The 17047-nt window shown below is 62.7% G+C and carries 14 protein-coding genes; 6 read left to right on the forward strand and 8 right to left on the reverse strand.

Annotated elements, in window-relative coordinates; translation table 11 throughout:
- Window positions 1-158 precede the first annotated feature (158 nt).
- Both AB6803_RS14440 and AB6803_RS14445 read left to right on the forward strand, forming a co-directional pair.
- Entirely contained in the window at window positions 159-617 is a 459-nt protein-coding gene (locus AB6803_RS14440) for an AAA family ATPase (RefSeq protein WP_371109534.1), read from the forward strand.
- Between the two features lie 179 nt (window positions 618-796).
- Window positions 797-2293: an ArnT family glycosyltransferase gene (locus AB6803_RS14445; protein ID WP_371109535.1), complete on the forward strand. Its 1497-nt coding sequence runs from the start codon at window positions 797-799 to the stop codon at window positions 2291-2293.
- An 8-nt stretch (window positions 2294-2301) separates the two neighbouring features.
- Here the strand turns inward: AB6803_RS14445 and AB6803_RS14450 are convergent, their stop codons facing one another.
- Complete coding sequence (locus AB6803_RS14450; RefSeq protein ID WP_371109943.1) at window positions 2302-2613, reverse strand: helix-turn-helix domain-containing protein; 312 nt, start codon at window positions 2611-2613, stop codon at window positions 2302-2304.
- Between the two features lie 37 nt (window positions 2614-2650).
- Between AB6803_RS14450 and ybaL the strand changes: the two genes are divergently transcribed.
- The 3 genes from ybaL to secD all read left to right on the forward strand — a co-directional run bounded on the left by ybaL (window position 2651) and on the right by secD (window position 7582).
- Window positions 2651-4498: a YbaL family putative K(+) efflux transporter gene (ybaL, locus tag AB6803_RS14455; protein ID WP_371109536.1), complete on the forward strand. Its 1848-nt coding sequence runs from the start codon at window positions 2651-2653 to the stop codon at window positions 4496-4498.
- A 15-nt stretch (window positions 4499-4513) separates the two neighbouring features.
- Window positions 4514-4933, forward strand: coding sequence for a hypothetical protein (locus AB6803_RS14460; protein WP_371109537.1), 420 nt, complete (start codon window positions 4514-4516; stop codon window positions 4931-4933).
- 93 nt (window positions 4934-5026) lie between these two features.
- Window positions 5027-7582 carry a protein translocase subunit SecD gene (secD, locus tag AB6803_RS14465; RefSeq protein ID WP_371109538.1) on the forward strand — a complete coding sequence of 852 codons (2556 nt, stop codon included), beginning with the start codon at window positions 5027-5029 and terminating at the stop codon, window positions 7580-7582.
- A gap of 70 nt (window positions 7583-7652) precedes the next feature.
- Here the strand turns inward: secD and AB6803_RS14470 are convergent, their stop codons facing one another.
- A complete protein-coding gene (locus AB6803_RS14470) occupies window positions 7653-8525 on the reverse strand; it encodes an SMP-30/gluconolactonase/LRE family protein (RefSeq protein WP_371109539.1) in 873 nt (290 codons plus the stop codon).
- 263 nt (window positions 8526-8788) lie between these two features.
- Between AB6803_RS14470 and AB6803_RS14475 the strand changes: the two genes are divergently transcribed.
- Window positions 8789-10858: an ATP-dependent helicase gene (locus AB6803_RS14475; protein WP_371109540.1), complete on the forward strand. Its 2070-nt coding sequence runs from the start codon at window positions 8789-8791 to the stop codon at window positions 10856-10858.
- Here the strand turns inward: AB6803_RS14475 and mmsB are convergent.
- Genes mmsB through AB6803_RS14505 form a run of 6 tightly spaced genes read right to left on the reverse strand, consistent with a single transcriptional unit; the run spans window position 10855 to window position 17046 of the window.
- Window positions 10855-11742 carry a 3-hydroxyisobutyrate dehydrogenase gene (gene mmsB / locus AB6803_RS14480; RefSeq protein ID WP_371109541.1) on the reverse strand — a complete coding sequence of 296 codons (888 nt, stop codon included), beginning with the start codon at window positions 11740-11742 and terminating at the stop codon, window positions 10855-10857. The genes AB6803_RS14475 and mmsB overlap by 4 nt on opposite strands.
- 23 nt (window positions 11743-11765) lie before the next feature.
- The gene (locus AB6803_RS14485) at window positions 11766-12821 is read right to left on the reverse strand and encodes an enoyl-CoA hydratase/isomerase family protein (protein WP_371109542.1); all 1056 of its coding nucleotides are present in this window, start codon (window positions 12819-12821) and stop codon (window positions 11766-11768) included.
- 39 nt (window positions 12822-12860) lie between these two features.
- Complete coding sequence (locus AB6803_RS14490) at window positions 12861-14456, reverse strand: GMC family oxidoreductase (protein ID WP_371109543.1); 1596 nt, start codon at window positions 14454-14456, stop codon at window positions 12861-12863.
- Window positions 14457-14467: 11 nt separating this feature from the next.
- Window positions 14468-15451: a branched-chain amino acid ABC transporter permease gene (locus AB6803_RS14495; RefSeq protein WP_371109544.1), complete on the reverse strand. Its 984-nt coding sequence runs from the start codon at window positions 15449-15451 to the stop codon at window positions 14468-14470.
- 1 nt (window position 15452) lies between these two features.
- On the reverse strand, window positions 15453-16340 hold the full coding sequence (locus tag AB6803_RS14500) for a branched-chain amino acid ABC transporter permease (RefSeq protein WP_371109545.1): 888 nt from the start codon (window positions 16338-16340) through the stop codon (window positions 15453-15455).
- Window positions 16341-16344: 4 nt separating this feature from the next.
- A complete protein-coding gene (locus AB6803_RS14505; RefSeq protein WP_371109546.1) occupies window positions 16345-17046 on the reverse strand; it encodes an ABC transporter ATP-binding protein in 702 nt (233 codons plus the stop codon).
- Window position 17047: the final 1 nt, after the last annotated feature.

A 17047-nucleotide genomic window follows, 5' to 3' on the forward strand; every position in this document is an offset into this window, starting at 1 on the left:
GCGGACAACTACCTTGCCGGCCTCAAACTCGCCGCAACGAGGATATGGATCGCTTCAGCTAATGAGTCCGCGTCCTAGTCTAGGTGCGACATCAGACTGAGAACGCAAGACGAGTTGCGCCGCCAAGATGGACGTGTAAGTGCTGTGGAAGGTGATCTATGGCAACATTATACATGTTGATGGGGCTGCCTGGGGCGGGAAAAACCACAATTGGCAAATGCCTTGAACGGGAATGCCCGGCATTGCTGCTGTCTCCAGACGTATGGATGGCGCGAGTTGTTGGGGACGGCTACGATGCCGACAGACGACGTGCGGTCCAGCAGTTGCAGTTGGAGCTGGCCGACAAGGTTCTTCGTCTGGGGTGCGACGTAGTCTTGGAATTTGGATTCTTCCGTCGAGTAGAGCGCGACGATGCACGAGCGCTGGCGTCAAAGGCAGGCGCCGAGGCCCGATTAATCTTTCTGGACCCGCCTTTTGAGGAACTGCTTAACCGTGTCGAGGCGCGTAACCAGGACCTGCCGCCCGACACATTTTCTGTGACGCGGGAACACCTCGACTTGTGCGCCACCTGGCTTGAGAGGCCGCTACCGGAGGAAGACGCTTCAATATATCGTTAGCGCCGGCGCCTGGAATTCCTTTCCAACGCCCAAAGGCGACACAAATCCCTCATGAAAGGGTCCTATGTGCGCGGCATCGCGCCGCGCTTTTCGCCGTCTTTCCCGCGCATCGGGAGCTGGCGTCGAGCTCGATAGTTCCGTATGAAGCCTCACGACCCGGCACCGAGATCGATCTGTCAATGTCCGATACGACCTATTCCGAAACAAGCCACCAGAAACTTTCACTGCGGCTTGCTCTCGCCATCATCTTCGGCATCACGCTTTGGCGCGTGATCATGCTCGTCTTCAACAGGACGGACCTGTTCGTCGACGAGGCGCAATACTGGTTCTGGGGACAGAACCTCGATTTCGGCTATTATTCCAAGCCGCCGATGATCGCCTGGGTCATCCGCTTCTTCAATACGATATCGGGATCGGACTCGACCTTCTGGATCCGCGTTTCCGCGCCGCTCTTCCATCTTGCCACCGCGCTGATGCTGATGCTGACCACACGGCGGCTGTTTGCCGGGGATACGGGAGAAGAGATCGCGCCCTGGGTCGGGGTCATCTTCGTCACCCTGCCGGCCGCCTCGCTGTCTGCGGTGCTGGTATCGACCGATACGATCCAGATCCTGTTCGTCACCATCGCCATCTGGGCCTTTCTTGGCCTCACCCGGCGCTCGTCGGTGCTGGGGGCGCTGATCCTCGGCGCCAGCCTCGGCATCGCCTTCCTGACGAAATATTCGGTGCTCTTCCTGCTGCCGGGTGTCGGCATCGCGATGCTGACACTGCGTTCGGCGCGCATTGCCTGGCGCGACGTGATCATCGCCGCCATCATCGGCGCCATCGTCGTTTCCCCGAACCTCTGGTGGAACTTCGCCCATGACGCGGCGACGGTGCGCCATACCGAGAGCATCGCCCGGTGGAATGGCGGGGGTAGCGGCGGCGGACTGGTGCAGCACCTGCTCGGCGGGCTCGGTTTCCTCGGTGCGCAATTCGGCGTCGTCGGCCCCATCATCTTCTACGCCATGCTCTGGGCTGCCTGGCGGATGATCCGCGGAAAAAGCGACGGCAGGGAAAAGCTGCTTGTCTGGCTGTCGGTCCCGGTCGTCGCCATGATCACGTTGCAGGCGCTGTTCGCCAAAGCCTATGCCAATTGGGCCGTCGCCGCCTATGCCGCCGGTACCATCCTTGCCGTCTGGATACTTTACCGTCTGACGAAGAAAGGCCTTGTCGTCTCGCTGATCATCGGTGCTGTCGTCGCCTTCCTGCTGCCGGTGCTGACCGTCCTTGCCTACGACATCAAGCTGCCGAACGGCGATCTGGTAATGAAGCGCTATGTCGGCCGCAGCGCGATCAGCCTGGAGGTCGCCGATATCGCCACCAAGGCGAACTTGCCGGAAATCGTCTCCAGCGACCGGGATATTCTTGGTGATCTGTTCTATACGCTGAAGGACAGGCCCTATCGCATCCATGCCCGCAACTTCGGCGGCTTCCCGAAGAGCTATTACGAACAGAATTTCTCGCTGCCCTCGAATACCACCGCCGACGTGCTCTATGTCGACGACGCGCCGCTCGATTGCACGGCTGGTCGATCGGAGCTGATCAAGAGCTGGTCGCCGGAATTCGGTTACAAAAAGGGCAAGACGATCTACGCCTATCGCGTTTCGCCCGCCTGCCTGGCACCCAATCCCTAAGCCTGGCCCTAGCGCTGGTTCGGGGTGCGACGCGGACAGACGCCCCAGCCAAGCTCCGGTATCTCCGCGAAGACGACACCACCCTCTTCGAAGGCGAGGCGCAATTGCGCCTCCGTCGCCCGATGAATGTCATGATGACCGCCTTCGTAATCCCGAATCGTGCTTCGTGACACGCCGGCCCTTTCGGCAATGTCCGACTGCGTCCAGTCCAGCAGCCCACGCGCCGCGCGGCAGAGCGCAGGGGTGAGAATCATTGGTTTACCGCCTTGATTCACAACCAAAAACCACCCATATTGGTCAACATAAGCCAAATATGTCATAAACTGCGCGGGATTTCCAGTATCGAGGAGAATGGCAATGCCACACGACACGCCTTTGATTTCGACCATCGTCATGGGCCTCGTGCTGGCATTCATCTTCGGCGCCATCGCCAACAGGTTCAAACTGCCGCCGCTTGTCGGTTATCTCATCGCCGGTGTGCTGGCAGGCCCGCATACGCCGGGTTTCGTTGCTGACCAGAGCCTTGCGCCGGAACTGGCCGAGATCGGCGTCATCCTCCTGATGTTCGGCGTCGGCCTGCATTTTTCGCTGAAGGACCTGCTGTCGGTACGCGGCATCGCGGTTCCGGGTGCCATTGTCCAGATCGGCTTTGCCACCCTGCTCGGCTGGGGGCTCGGCTCCCTGATGGGCTGGCCGCTCGGCGGCAGCCTGGTCTTCGGCCTGGCGCTCTCCGTCGCTTCGACGGTCGTTCTGTTGAAAGCCCTGCAGGAACGGCGACTGGTCGAGACCGAGCGCGGCAAGATCGCTGTGGGATGGCTGATTGTCGAGGATCTGGCCATGGTGCTGGCCCTTGTCCTCATTCCCGCAGCCGCCAGCATTTCCGGCGATGGCCATGGCGCGGTCGAGCCGCTGTCGGCCGCCGTCAACCGGTTGTTCGGTCTCGATATGGGCCTCAGCGGCATCATCGGCATGACGCTCCTCAAGGTCGCCGCCTTCGTCGGGCTGATGCTGGTCGTCGGCCGACGGATCATTCCTTGGATCCTGCACCGCATCGCCCATACCGGCTCGCGCGAGCTCTTCCGCCTCGGCGTGCTGGCCATCGCGCTCGGCGTCGCTTTCGGGGCCGCGAAACTCTTCGGCGTGTCGCTGGCGCTCGGCGCCTTCTTCGCCGGCATGATCCTGGCGGAAAGTGAGCTCAGCCACCGCGCAGCACAGGAAAGCCTGCCACTGCGCGATGCTTTCGCCGTGCTGTTCTTCGTCTCGGTCGGCATGCTTTTCGACCCGAACATCCTGATCGACAATCCGCTGCCGCTGCTGGCGACCGTTTTCATCATCGTTATCGGCAAATCGGCTGCCGCCTTCTTCATCGTTCTGGCCTTCCGCAAGCCGATGAGTACGGCATTGGTCATCTCGGCCAGTCTGGCGCAAATCGGCGAATTCTCCTTCATCCTCGCCGCCCTCGGCGTCGAGCTCGGCCTATTGCCAAGCGAAGGCCGCGACCTGATTCTCGGCGGTGCGATCATTTCGATCATCCTCAATCCGCTCGTCTTTTTCGGCTGCGACTGGCTGCGGAAGAGACTGGACGGCAAGCGCCCGAGCGAAGTGCCGGAGGTCGTCGAGCCCACCGCGCAGGCGGAACAACCCGCGGCGACCGAAGCCCAGCCTGCCGCCGCCGAGCAGACCGTCACCGTCGACGAGGAAGAGCGCACGGTTACGCTCACCGGCCACGCCATCCTGATCGGTTACGGCCGCGTCGGCAGCATTGTCGGGGAAAACCTCAAATCTTCCGGAACGCCCTTCGTGGTCATCGAAGATGCCGAGAAGCGCATCGCCGAACTCAAGCAGGCGGGGATCGAGACGATCTACGGCAATGCAGCCTCCGCGAAGACCCTGGGATATGCCAATATCGTCGAGGCTCGCAGCCTGGTCATCGCCATTCCCAACACCTTCGAAGCCTGCAGCGCGGCGGAACAGGCGCGCGCCATCAACCCGTCGATCCTGATCGTTGCCCGCGCACATTCCGACGCCGAAATCGACGTGCTGAAGCAATATGGCGCCGATACCGTCATCATGGGAGAGCGGGAAATTGCGCTGGGCATGGTTGACCGGCTCGCTCAAGTGCATCATGACAGGCCGCACTATGAAGACGCGGAGCGTCCTGATATCATGAGCGAACCGTCGGAACCTGCTCCGGCGAAGGAATGAAGGCCTTTATAACCGTTGAACCCGTTCGAATTCGGCGCCGCCGACAACGAAGAGAACGATGAGAGGACGCACCACGCCGGAACGCGCGTGATCGCCTCTTTGTTCGTCGCTTTCTTCGCCTATCTCGGGCTGGCGCTTGGCGGCGGCATCAATCTCGCCGCGCGGGCGGATGCGGAAGCCTTTTCCTCCGGCAGAGACAGCCAACCGCTTTATATAGCCCAGCGCGATCCGGTGCGCGGCATTGCGGTCGCCGATCGCACGGCCCTGCCGAAAGCCACCTGGCATGATATCGGGCCGGTAACGCTCGCGGCCATTCCGTCTTTCGGACGTCTCATCGACCCGTGGCAGCCGCGTGACCGCGGCGACATCACACGGCCGGACATCTTTGCACTTCGCGCCTATCTCGCCCGCGCCCCGCCGGCCAGCTTCGTCTGACCGGTTAACGCGCCTGTCGGCGCATCCCCGACATGACCTACGTCCGCCAGCGGCCCCGCCGCTGGCATCAGCGTATCTCCAAGGATAATACCCATGCGCACTTCACCATGGCTGGTGGCACTCTACTCAGTGATCATCGTGCTTGGCCTTCTCGTCGCCCTGCCGAACGTGCTTCCGCAGTCAGTCCTGAGCAAAATTCCGGCCTGGCTGCCGCACAGCCAGGTTGCCCTCGGCCTCGACCTTCGCGGCGGTTCATATCTCGTCCTCGAAGTCGACGAGAAAGACCTGACCAACGGTCGGCTGCAATCCTTGCAACAGGACTCTCGCCGCGTCCTGCGCGACAAGAACATCCTGACCCGCTCGATCGTGCGTAACGGTGATCAGATCGTCGTAACGCTTACCGATCCGACGCAGAGCGGCGATGCGGTGACCCAGCTGCAGACGCTTGCCAACACGATCACATCCGGTCTTTCGGCCGGTCAGTCCGACCTGACGATCGCTCCGAACGGCGGCGCGATCACCATGTCCTTCTCGAAGGCCGGTATCGCCAGCAACGTCGATTCCGCCGTCCAGCAGAGCCTGGAAGTCATCCGCAAGCGCGTCGACCAGGTGGGCGTCGCCGAACCGACCATCCAGCGCGTCGGCCCCAACCGCGTTCTCGTGCAGCTACCGGGCGCGCAGGACCCCTCGCATCTGCGCCAGCTTCTCGGCTCGACCGCGAAGATGTCCTTCCATCTGCTCGCCGATAACGTCGATCCGAACAATCCCGGCCCCGGCGTTACGATCCTCAAGGACGACCGGGGCCAGAGCTATCCGGTCCTCGATCGTATCGAGCTTTCCGGCGACCGCCTGACCGATGCCCGCGTCAGCTTCGATCCGAACACGCATGAGCCGCTCGTCACCTTCCGCTTCGACAGCGCCGGTGCCAACCGCTTTGCGGAAATCACCCGCGAAAATGTCGGCAAGCCTTTCGCCATCGTGCTCGACAACAAGGTGCTGAGCGCGCCGAACATCCGTGAGCCGATCACCGGCGGTTCGGGCCAGATTTCCGGCAACTTCACCGCCGACAGCGCCACGACGCTCGCAGCCCTGCTGCGCGCCGGCGCCCTGCCGGCCAAGCTGACGGTCATCGAAGAACGCACTGTCGGCGCCGACCTCGGCGCCGACGCGATCCAGAAGGGCATCTATAGCGGCCTGGTAGGCTTCGTCTTGGTTGCAGCCTTCATCTTCGTGCTCTATGGGGCCTGGGGGATCCTCGCAAATGTTGCGCTGCTCATCCACACGATCCTGACCTTCTCGGCCCTGACGTTGGTCGGCGCCACGCTGACGTTGCCCGGCATCGCCGGCATCGTGCTCGGTATCGGCCTTGCGGTTGATGCCAACGTTCTCATCAACGAGCGTATCCGCGAAGAAACCCGCAAGGGCCGCGGCGCCTTCGCCGCCATCGATAACGGCTTCAAGAAGGCTTATTCGACGATTATCGACGGCAATATGACGGCCCTGATCGCCGCCGCCATCCTGTTCTACTTCGGCTCCGGCCCGGTTCGCGGCTTTGCCGTGACCATGGGTCTCGGCCTCATTATCTCGATGTTCACCTCCGTCGCCTTCGTGCGCGTCGTGATGATCGCCATTACCCGTCGCCGCAAGCTGAAGGTGCTCAACATCAGGCCGCTGATCCCCTTCAGCCCCTATGACAGGCACATCCAGTTCATGAAGGCCCGTTTCTTTGGCATCACCGTCTCGGCGATCCTGTCGATCGCCTCGGTGGTCCTGTTCATCCATCCGGGCCTCAACTACGGCGTCGATTTCCGCGGCGGCATCCAGATGTCGGTCAAGACCAAGGACGCGGCCGATTTGTCGACCTTCCGCGAGGGCCTGAACACACTCGGCCTCGGCGAAATCTCACTGCAATCTTTCGGCGACAACAACAGCATCCTTGTCCGCGCCCAGCGCCAGGACGGAGGCGAAGAGGCACAGACAGCCGCGGTGACCAAGCTCAAGGCAGAAATCACCAAGATCGACCCGGCCGCGACCATTGAAGGCACCGACGTCATCGGTCCGAAGGTCTCGGGCGAGCTTGCCTGGGCCGGCATCCTGTCGGTCGTGATCGCCAGCTTGGCGATGCTCGTCTACATCTGGGTGCGGTTCGAATGGCCGTTTGCGGTCGGCGCCATCGTCACGCTGATACTCGACGTCACCAAGGCGATCGGCTTCTTCGCGATCACTGGCCTCGATTTCAACCTGACGGCCATCGCCGCGATCCTGACGCTTGTGGGATATTCCGTGAACGACAAGGTCGTGGTCTATGACCGCATGCGTGAAAACATGCGGCTCTATAAGTCGATGCCGCTGCGAGATATCATCGACAAGTCGATCAACGAGACCCTGGCGCGAAGCCTCTATACCAACGCCACCGCCTTCCTGGCGCTGGTGCCGATGGCGATCTGGGGCGGCAGCGCCGTTTCCAGCTTCGCGATCCCGATGGTGTTCGGCATACTTGTCGCTGGCGCCTCATCGATCTTCATCGCTGCGCCGATCCTGCTCTTCCTCGGCGACTGGCGCCGCCGCCATGCCAAGGCGGTTGCCAACGATGCAACGCCGGCTGACGACAAGCCCGGCAAGGACAACAAGCAGATCCCCGCCGCATAAGTAGCGGATCGACATGAATGAGGACATGCCCGGCCACCGGGCATGTCCAAGCGGCCTTCGGGCTAGTATGCTAGATAGACGGCATATGCAGTGGCAGCCCCGGACGCGGCGCCACTATTCTTTCCAAAGCACCGTTTTCCTGCTCGGTAATGAGCATATATTTGCCGTCGGGCGTGAAGGCGACGTTGCCCGGCCGCATGCCGTTGGTACGGATCCGGCCGGCCGTCTTTCCGGCGGGATCGATCAGGCAGACCTCACCCAACCCATGGAGCGCGCAATAAAGCATGCCATCGCGATCGAAGGCCATGCCGGCGGGGCCGCGCAGCGCCGTGATGGCGGGTGCGGGTATCACCTGGGCAAACAGTTCCTGCCGCGCACCGACGATCTGACGATGGATTTTCCCGGTCAGGGTCTCGCTGTAATAAAGCCGCCCGTCCGGCCCGAACGCGATACCGCTGGTATGGAGCAGGCCGGTCGCAAGCACCCGCAGCACGCGGCCTTCGCCGGGATCGATTTGATAGACGCGGCCGTTATACGGAGCTCGGAAGAAATCCGGATTGATATCGGCGCCTTCGAGCAGATCGGAGGCACGGACACCGGAATCGGTCATGTAAAGCAGGCCGTCGGGGCCGAAGGCAAGATCGTTGGGATAGAGAAACGGGCCGTCGCTGCCGCCTTCGATGACCTGCAGCATCCGGCCTTCCGGAGAGAGCCGAACCAGGGAATTTTCCGGGCCGCCGGCTACCCAGAAACAATTATCGCCGTCGACTGCAAGGCCGCTCGGCCGACCGCCGGGCCGGCAGATTTCATGGCGCGTTCCGTTGGTGGCAATCACGGTCAGGCAACGACGGCTGTCGCCCATCTCCACAAACGCGACGTGCCCATCCGACAGGGCAACCGGCCCTCCAGGCTGGCGCAATCCGGTGGCGATTGTCTCGTTCATGCTCTGGAACCCTCGCCTATGCGCTCCGAAACTCGACTGTCATAAATGTTACATAAGTACGCAAAAGGCTGTTTTCGAGCAGGCATTCATTAAATCTGAAGTAGTTCCTTGGCGGGAGGGTCACATCGGCGTGTAAAACCGACCGAACTTGACAGTTTTGGACAATTGGGAACATTCATCGAACATTCGGATATGATTGCGATCGTGATTCGCCGCCGATTCCGCATTCGCGCGCCTGCCGTGCGAAGCCTTCAGGAGAGCCCATGAGCGCCGCCTATCTGGAAAAGCTGAACCCGGAGCAGCGGCTGGCGGTGGAGCATGGCACCATGGTCGAAGGCAGCCATATTGCCGGGCCGCTGCTGGTGATCGCCGGCGCAGGCTCCGGCAAGACCAACACGCTTGCCCATCGCGTCGCGCATCTGATCGTCAAGGGCGCCGATCCCCGCCGTATCCTGCTGATGACCTTTTCCCGCCGCGCCGCCGCAGAAATGGGTCGCCGCGTCGAGCGCATCTGCCGCGAGGTGCTGGGCGCCAATGCCGGCATCATGGCCGACGCGCTCGCCTGGACCGGCACGTTTCACGGCATCGGAGCGCGGCTTCTCAGGGATTATGCCGAGCAGATCGGTCTCGATCCGGCCTTCACGATCCATGATCGCGAGGACAGCGCCGATCTGATGAACCTCATTCGGCACGATCTCGGCTTCTCCAAGCTGGAAAGCCGCTTCCCGACCAAGGGAACGTGCCTTGCCATCTATTCCCGCGCCGTCAATTCCGAAGCGCCGCTCGAAGAGATGCTGCGCGATTTCTTCCCCTGGTGCGCCACCTGGGACAAGCAGCTGCGCGACCTCTTCGCCGCCTATGTCGAGGCCAAGCAGGCGCAGAACGTCCTCGATTACGACGACCTGCTGCTCTACTGGGCGCATATGCTTCACGAACCACTGATCGCGCAAGACATTGGCGGCCGCTTCGACCATGTGCTGGTCGACGAATATCAGGATACCAACCGGCTGCAATCGTCGATCCTCCTGGCCCTGAAGCCCGATGGCCAGGGGCTGACCGTCGTCGGCGACGATGCGCAGTCGATCTATTCCTTCCGCGCCGCGACGGTGCGCAACATTCTCGATTTCCCCACGGCCTTCACGCCATCAGCCAATATCGTCACGCTCGACCGCAACTACCGCTCGACGCAGCCGATCCTTGCCGCCGCCAATGCGGTGATCGACCTCGCTTCGGAGCGCTTCACCAAGAATCTGCGCACCGAACGCCAGAGCGCCGAGCGTCCGCGGCTGGTGACGGTGCGCGACGAGGCCGATCAGGCGCGCTATATCGCCGACCAGGTGCTGGAAAACCGCGAGAGCGGTGCGAAGCTGAAGCAGCAGGCCGTGCTGTTCCGCACCTCAAGCCACAGCGGGCCGCTGGAAATCGAGCTGACCCGCCGCAACATTCCCTTCGTCAAATTCGGCGGGCTGAAGTTTCTCGACAGCGCCCATGTCAAGGATATGCTGGCCGCTCTTCGTTTCGCCCAGAACCCGCGCGACCGCGTCGCCGGCTTCCGGCTGATGCAGCTGCTTCCGGGCGTCGGCCCCTCGACTGCCCAGCGCGTGCTCGACCATATCGCCGAAGAAGCCAGCCCGATGGCGGCTCTTGCCGAGTTTCCGGCACCGCCACGCTCGGGCGAGGACTGGACGGGTTTCGTTGCGACCATGCAGGAGCTGAAGAGCGGCAAGGCCGGCTGGCCGGCCGAAATCGGCTTGGTACGGCAATGGTACGAGCCGCATCTGGAGCGGGCGCATGAGGATGCCCCGACGCGGCTGGCCGACCTGATCCAGCTCGAGCAGATCGCCGGCGGCTATGGCTCGCGCGAGCGCTTCCTCACCGAACTGACGCTCGACCCACCCGATGCCACCAGCGACCAGGCGGGCGTGCCGCTGCTCGACGAGGACTATCTCATCCTTTCAACCATCCATTCCGCCAAGGGCCAGGAATGGACGAAGGTCTTCCTGCTCAACGCCGTGGACGGCTGCATACCGGCCGACCTCGCTGTGGGATCATCCGCCGAGATCGAGGAGGAGCGACGGCTGCTCTATGTTGCGATGACGCGCGCCAAGGACAGCCTCGACCTCGTCATCCCGCAACGCTTCTTCACCCACGGCCAGCATGCGCAGGGCGACCGGCATGTCTTTGCCTCGCGTACGCGCTTCATTCCGGTGACGCTCTTACAATTCTTCGAAGTCTGCGGCTGGCCGCAGGCGCGATCAGACAGCCCGGCCGCCATCCAGGCGCGACAGGTGCGCGTCGATGTCGGGGCACGGATGCGTGGTATGTGGCGTTAGCTTCGCGCTGTTTCCCGAAACATCTCGATGATCGCGGAGAAGTCGCGGCCGCCATTGCCTTGCTTTTCGAACAGAGCGAAGAGTTGCGCCGCCTCGGCACCCAGCGGCGTCGATGCGCCGCTCGACAGAGCCGCCTCCTGCGCCAGCCGCAGATCCTTCAGCATCAGCGCTGCCGCGAAGCCCGGCTTGTAGTCGTTGTTGGCGGGTGACGTCGGCACCGGGCCTGGCACCGGGCAATAGGTATTGATCGACCAGCATTGCCCGGAAGACGTCGAGGCGACATCGAACAGCGCCTGATGCGAGAGACCGAGCTTTTCGCCGAGAACGAAGGCCTCGCAGACGCCGATCATCGAAATGCCGAGGATCATGTTGTTGCAGATCTTCGCCGCCTGACCGGCCCCCGCCTCGCCGCAATGGACGATCTTGCGGCCCATCACCTCCAGCAACGGCTTGGCGGCCGCGAAACTTTCCGGGGAGCCGCCGGCCATGAAGGTCAGCGTTCCGGCCGCAGCACCACCGGTGCCGCCGGAGACCGGCGCATCGAGCGACAGGCAACCGGCATCTCCGGCCATGGCATGCGCCTTGCGGGCGCTGTCGACATCGATGGTGGAGCTGTCGATCAGCAGCGTGCCCTTCGGCACCGAGCGCAAGATGTCGGTCCAGACGGTCAGCACATGCTGACCCTTTGGCAGCATGGTGATGACGGCTTCGGCGTCCGCCAGTGCCTCGGTCAGCACGCTTGCCGCCTTGACGCCCGTCGCCTCTGCCGCCTTCAGCATGTCATGCGAGAGGTCGAAGCCGATGACGGCGTGGCCGGCCTTGACCAGATTGGCGGCCATCGGGCCACCCATATTGCCAAGCCCGATGAATGCGATCCGTGTCATGATGCTCTCCTCCCAGATCCTCGTTACGCGAAAAGCGGCGGTTGCGCCGGCACGAAGAAGCGGTCGATACTTGCGGCATCGACCTCGCCAAGTACCGCCGGCGACCATTTCGGATTGCGGTCCTTGTCGATGACGGCAGCGCGCACGCCTTCGTAGAAGTCCGGATTATACAATATGCCGAGGCAGGCACCGAGTTCACGGTTCAGGCACTCGGCAAGGCTCGCGCTCGCCCGGCCGGCCCGCAACAATCGCAGGGTCAGTTTCAGGCTGGTCGGCGAGCGGGTGGCGATCACGTCAGCGGTTTCAGCAGCGAAATCGCCGGGCTCCTGCGCCAGCGCCTGCAGAATGTCCTCGACGGTATTATGGGCGAAGGCCTGGTCGATCGCCTCCCGGTTGGCGGTCAGACGGCTTGTCCCGGTGTCGAGCGCCATGGCCGAGATCGCCCTGTGCACATCCGCCGGGGATGCCGCGGCGGGCAGTGCGGCGATCGCCTCGATCAGGGCCGGAAGGTCCAAAGACGCGACAGCGTGATCGGCCAGCCCGGCATGGATGGCATCGGCAGCGCTGATGATCAGGCCCGTCAAACCCATCCAGGTGCCGGCCTCGCCGGGTGCTCGCGGCAACAGCCATGTGGCGCCGACATCGGGGAAATAGCCAATGCCGGTTTCGGGCATGGCAAGCCGCGTGCGCTCGGTGACGACGCGATGGCTGCCATGCGCCGAGAGACCGACGCCGCCGCCCATGGTGATGCCGTCCATCAGCACCACATAGGGCTTGGGATAATGGGCGATGGCGTGATTGAGACGGAACTCCTCGCGCCAGAAGGCCTCGGCGCCCTCCGATTTTTCCTTGCCGCTCTGGTGCAGCAGGCGGATGTCACCGCCCGCACAGAAGGCCCGTTCGCCCTCTCCCTTGACAATGACGCTGGCGATGAAGGGATCGACAGCGAAACCATCCAGAGCCGGTGCGATCGCCCGGATCATCGACAGTGTCAGGCTGTTCAGGGCCTGCGGCCGGTTGAGGCGGATGAGACCCGCCGATCCCCGGCGCTCGATGATGACCTCGTCCGTGCTGTCCATTCGAATCTCCTTATCCTTGCTTACCTAATCAATAGGCGCTCAGCGGTTGTCGGCAAGGATCATCTCGGCGGCTTTTTCGGCAATCATGATGGTCGGCGAGTTGGTATTGCCCGAGGTGATCGACGGCATCACCGAGGCGTCGGCGATCCTGAGCCTTGCCAACGCCCGGAACCGCAGGCGCGGATCGACCACGCTTTGCGGATCGCTACCCATGCGGCAGGTGCCGACAGGATGAAAGATCGTCGTGCCGATATCGCCGGCGGCGCGATCGAGATCGGCATCGGTCTGATAAGAAGGGCCGGGCTTGAACTCTTCCGGCCGGAATTTGGCGAAAGACGGCTGCGCCACGATCCGCCGCGTCAGGCGGATGGAACGCACCGCGATTTCGCGGTCGCGCGATGCCGAGAGATAGTTCGGGCTGATCGCCGGCTGCATGGCGAAATCGGGGCCCTGGATATGCACCGAGCCGCGGCTCTCGGGCCTCAGATTGCAGACGCTGGCGGTGATCGCCGGAAAGGGATGGACGGGATCGCCGAACTTGTCGAGCGAGACCGGCTGCACGTGATATTGCAGGTCCGGCGTTTCCTTGTCGGGACCGGAGCGCGTGAAGATGCCGAGCTGGCTCGGCGCCATCGCCATCGGGCCGGAGCGACGCGCGAGGTATTCGAGCCCGATCGCCGCCTTGCCGAACATCGACGTCGCCTTCTCGTTCAGTGTCGGCACGCCCGTCACCTTGTAGGCCATGCGCAGCTGCAGATGATCCTGCAGGTTTTCGCCGACCGCCTTGACCTCGCGCACCATGTCGATACCCGCCTCGCTCAACACCTCCCCGCGGCCGATGCCGGAGAGTTCGAGGATCTGCGGCGAGCCGATCGATCCGGCCGACAGGACCGTCTCCCGGGTCGCATAGGCGCGCTTCGCCACCCCGTCATGCTGGAATTCGACGCCGGTAACGGCATCTCCCTCGATGATGAGGCGGCGTACCTGCGCCTTGGTGAGGACGGTGAGATTGCCCTGTTTCAGTGCTGGCCGCAGGAAGGCCTTCGCCGTGTTCCAACGGATGCCGGAGCGCTGGTTGACGTCAAAATAGCCGGAGCCTTCATTATCGCCGCGATTGAAATCCACCGTCTCGGGAATGCCGGCTTCCCGCGCTGCCGCCTGGAAGGCGTCGAGCACGGCCCAGCGCACGCGGGCCTTCTCGACGCGCCATTCGCCGCCAGCGCCATGCATCTCGTCCTTGCCCCTGTAATGATCCTCCGACTTTACGAAATAGGGCAGCACATCGTCCCAGCCCCAGCCGACGCAGCCGAGCTGCCGCCAGAGATCGTAGTCGCGCGCCTGGCCGCGCATATAGATCATGCCGTTGATCGAGGAGCAGCCGCCGAGCACCTTGCCGCGCGGATAGTTCAGTGCGCGGCCGTTCAGCCCCTCTTCCGGCGTGGTGGTAAAGCACCAGTCGGTGCGCGGATTGTTGATGCAATAGAGATAGCCGACCGGGATATGGATCCAGTGGTAATTGTCACTGCCCCCTGCCTCCAGCAGCAGCACTCTGGTGTTGCGATCCGCGGACAGCCGGTTAGCCAGCACGCAGCCGGCACTGCCGGCACCGATGATGATGTAGTCGAAGCGATCCATGTCCTGCCAGCTTACCGTCGATATTCAAACCCAAGCTTCCGTCCCAGCCGCGACGCATAGAACTCGCCGATGATACCGCGGCGGAATAGCAGGACGCAGACCATAAAGACGATGCCGGTGATGATGGTGACGGGGAAATCCGAGGTGGCGAGATAGTTTTCCAGCGTCGCCACCAGACCGGCGCCGAAGAGCGGGCCGATCAAGGTGCCGATGCCGCCGAGGAGCGTCATGAGGATCACCTCGCCGGACATCTGCCAGGCGACGTCGGTGAGCGTCGCAAACTGGAAGACCAGCGCCTTGACCGCGCCGGCGAGCCCGGCCAGTGCGGCCGACATGACGAAGGCGCCGAGCTTGTAGCGCGCCACGGAATAGCCGAGCGAAATCGCCCGCTGCTCGTTTTCTCGGATCGATTTCAGGATCATGCCGAAGGGCGAATTGATGAAACGCCAGATGATCAGCACGCCGATGATGAACACCGCCAGCACGAAGTAATACATGTTGAAGGCGTTATTCAGATCGAGAATGCCTAGGAGATAGCCGCGCGGCACCGACTGGATGCCGTCCTCGCCCTTGGTGAACTCCGCCTGCAGGCAGAAGAAATAGAACATGTAGGACAGCGCCAGCGTAATCATGGAGAAATAGATGCCCTGCCGGCGGATGGCGACGAAGCCCATGATCAGGCCGAGCAGCGCCGCGCCGGCGACGCCGATCAATATGCCAAGTTCCGGCGGCAGGCCCCATTCCTTCACCGCATGCGCGGTGAAATAGGCAGCGCCGCCGAAAAAGGTCGCGTGGCCGAAGGACAGCAGCCCGGTATAGCCGAGCAGCAGATTGAAGGCGCAGGCAAACAGCGCGAAGCAGAGCACCTTCATGACGAAGATGGGATAGATGAAGAACGGCACCCAGATCAGAACGACGAGGCCAGCAAGCAGCAGCAGCTTTTGCACTGTCAATGCCGGGCGTGTGCTGGATTTGGGCGAGGTGATATCGGTCATGTCACACATCCCGACCAAAGAGGCCCGCGGGCCTGAGGAGCAGCACGATCGCCATGATCACGAAGATGACGATATTGGAGGCTTCCGGATAGAAGACCTTGGTCAGGCCCTCGGCGACCCCCAGCATATAGCCGGTGACGATGGCGCCCATGATCGAGCCCATGCCGCCGACGACCACGACGGCAAAGACGATAATAATCATGTTCGATCCCATCAGCGGCGAGACCTGATAGATGGGCGCGGCCAGCACTCCGGCAAAGGCCGCAAGCGCCACACCGAAACCATAGGTCAGCGTCAGCAGCACCGGGACATTGACGCCGAAGACCTGCACCAGCACCGAATTCTCCGTCGCGGCGCGAAGATAGGCGCCGAGCCTGGTCTTTTCGATCAACAGCCAGGTGCCGATGCAGACCACGAGCGAGGCGACGACCACCCAGCCGCGATAGACCGGCAGGAACATGAAGCCGATGTTCTTCGCACCAGCAAGCGCCGCCGGCACCGCATAGGGCTGGCCCGAGGAGCCATAGAGATAGCGGAAGGTGCCCTCGATGGTCAGCGCCATGCCGAAAGTAAACAGTAGGCCGTAGAGCGGATCGATCTTGTAGAGCTGCCGCAGGCATAGGCGCTCGACCACGGCGCCGAACAGGCCGACGATCAGCGGCGCCAGCACCAGCGCCGGCCAGTAGCCGATGCCGGCATAGGCGAGCAGCAGATAGGCGGTGAAGGCCCCGAGCATGTAGAAAGCGCCATGGGCGAAATTGATCACCCGGAGCATGCCGAAGATGATCGCGAGCCCGAGGCTCAAAAGCGCATAGAAGGAGCCGTTGATCAGCCCGATCAACAATTGGCCGAGAAGCGCCTGGAGCGGAATGCCGAATATCGTGGTCATGGCGTCAAACCCCCAGAACCTTGTGCAGCATGCCCATCCGTTCCGGCAATTCACCCACCGGAAACTCCGCGACCATCTGGCCGTGATCCATCAGATAGAAGCGATCGGCAATGCGGCTGGCGAAGCGGAAGTTCTGCTCGACCAGAAGAATGGTCATGCCGCGCTCGCGCAACTTCCTCAGCACTTCGCCGATGCGCTGGACGATGACCGGGGCCAGCCCCTCCGTCGGTTCATCAAGCAGCAGCATGCGGACGCCGGTGCGCAGGATGCGGGCCATGGCGAGCATCTGCTGCTCTCCACCGGAGAGCTTGGTGCCGGGGCTGTTGCGACGCTCGTGCAGATTGGGAAACAGCTCGAAAATCTCGTCCACCGTCATGCCGCCCGCAGCCACCACCGGCGGCAGCATCAGGTTTTCATGGACAGTGAGCGTCGAGAAGATGCCACGCTCCTCCGGCACGAAGCCGATGCCCTTATGCGCCGTCTTATGCAGCGGCACCTGCATCATGTCGGCGCCGGCAAAGGCGATCTTACCCTTGCGCGCCCGGACGATGCCGACGATGGTGCGCAGCGTCGTCGTCTTGCCGACGCCGTTGCGGCCGAGGATTGTGATCGTCTCGCCCTCGGTGACCTTCATGTCGACGCCGTGCAATATGTGGCTTTCGCCATACCAGGCATTGAGACCCTGGACTTCGAGTAGCGCCGCCATC

This window comes from Rhizobium sp. RCC_161_2 (assembly GCF_041355235.1).
Taxonomy (GTDB): Bacteria; Pseudomonadota; Alphaproteobacteria; order Rhizobiales; family Rhizobiaceae; genus Rhizobium.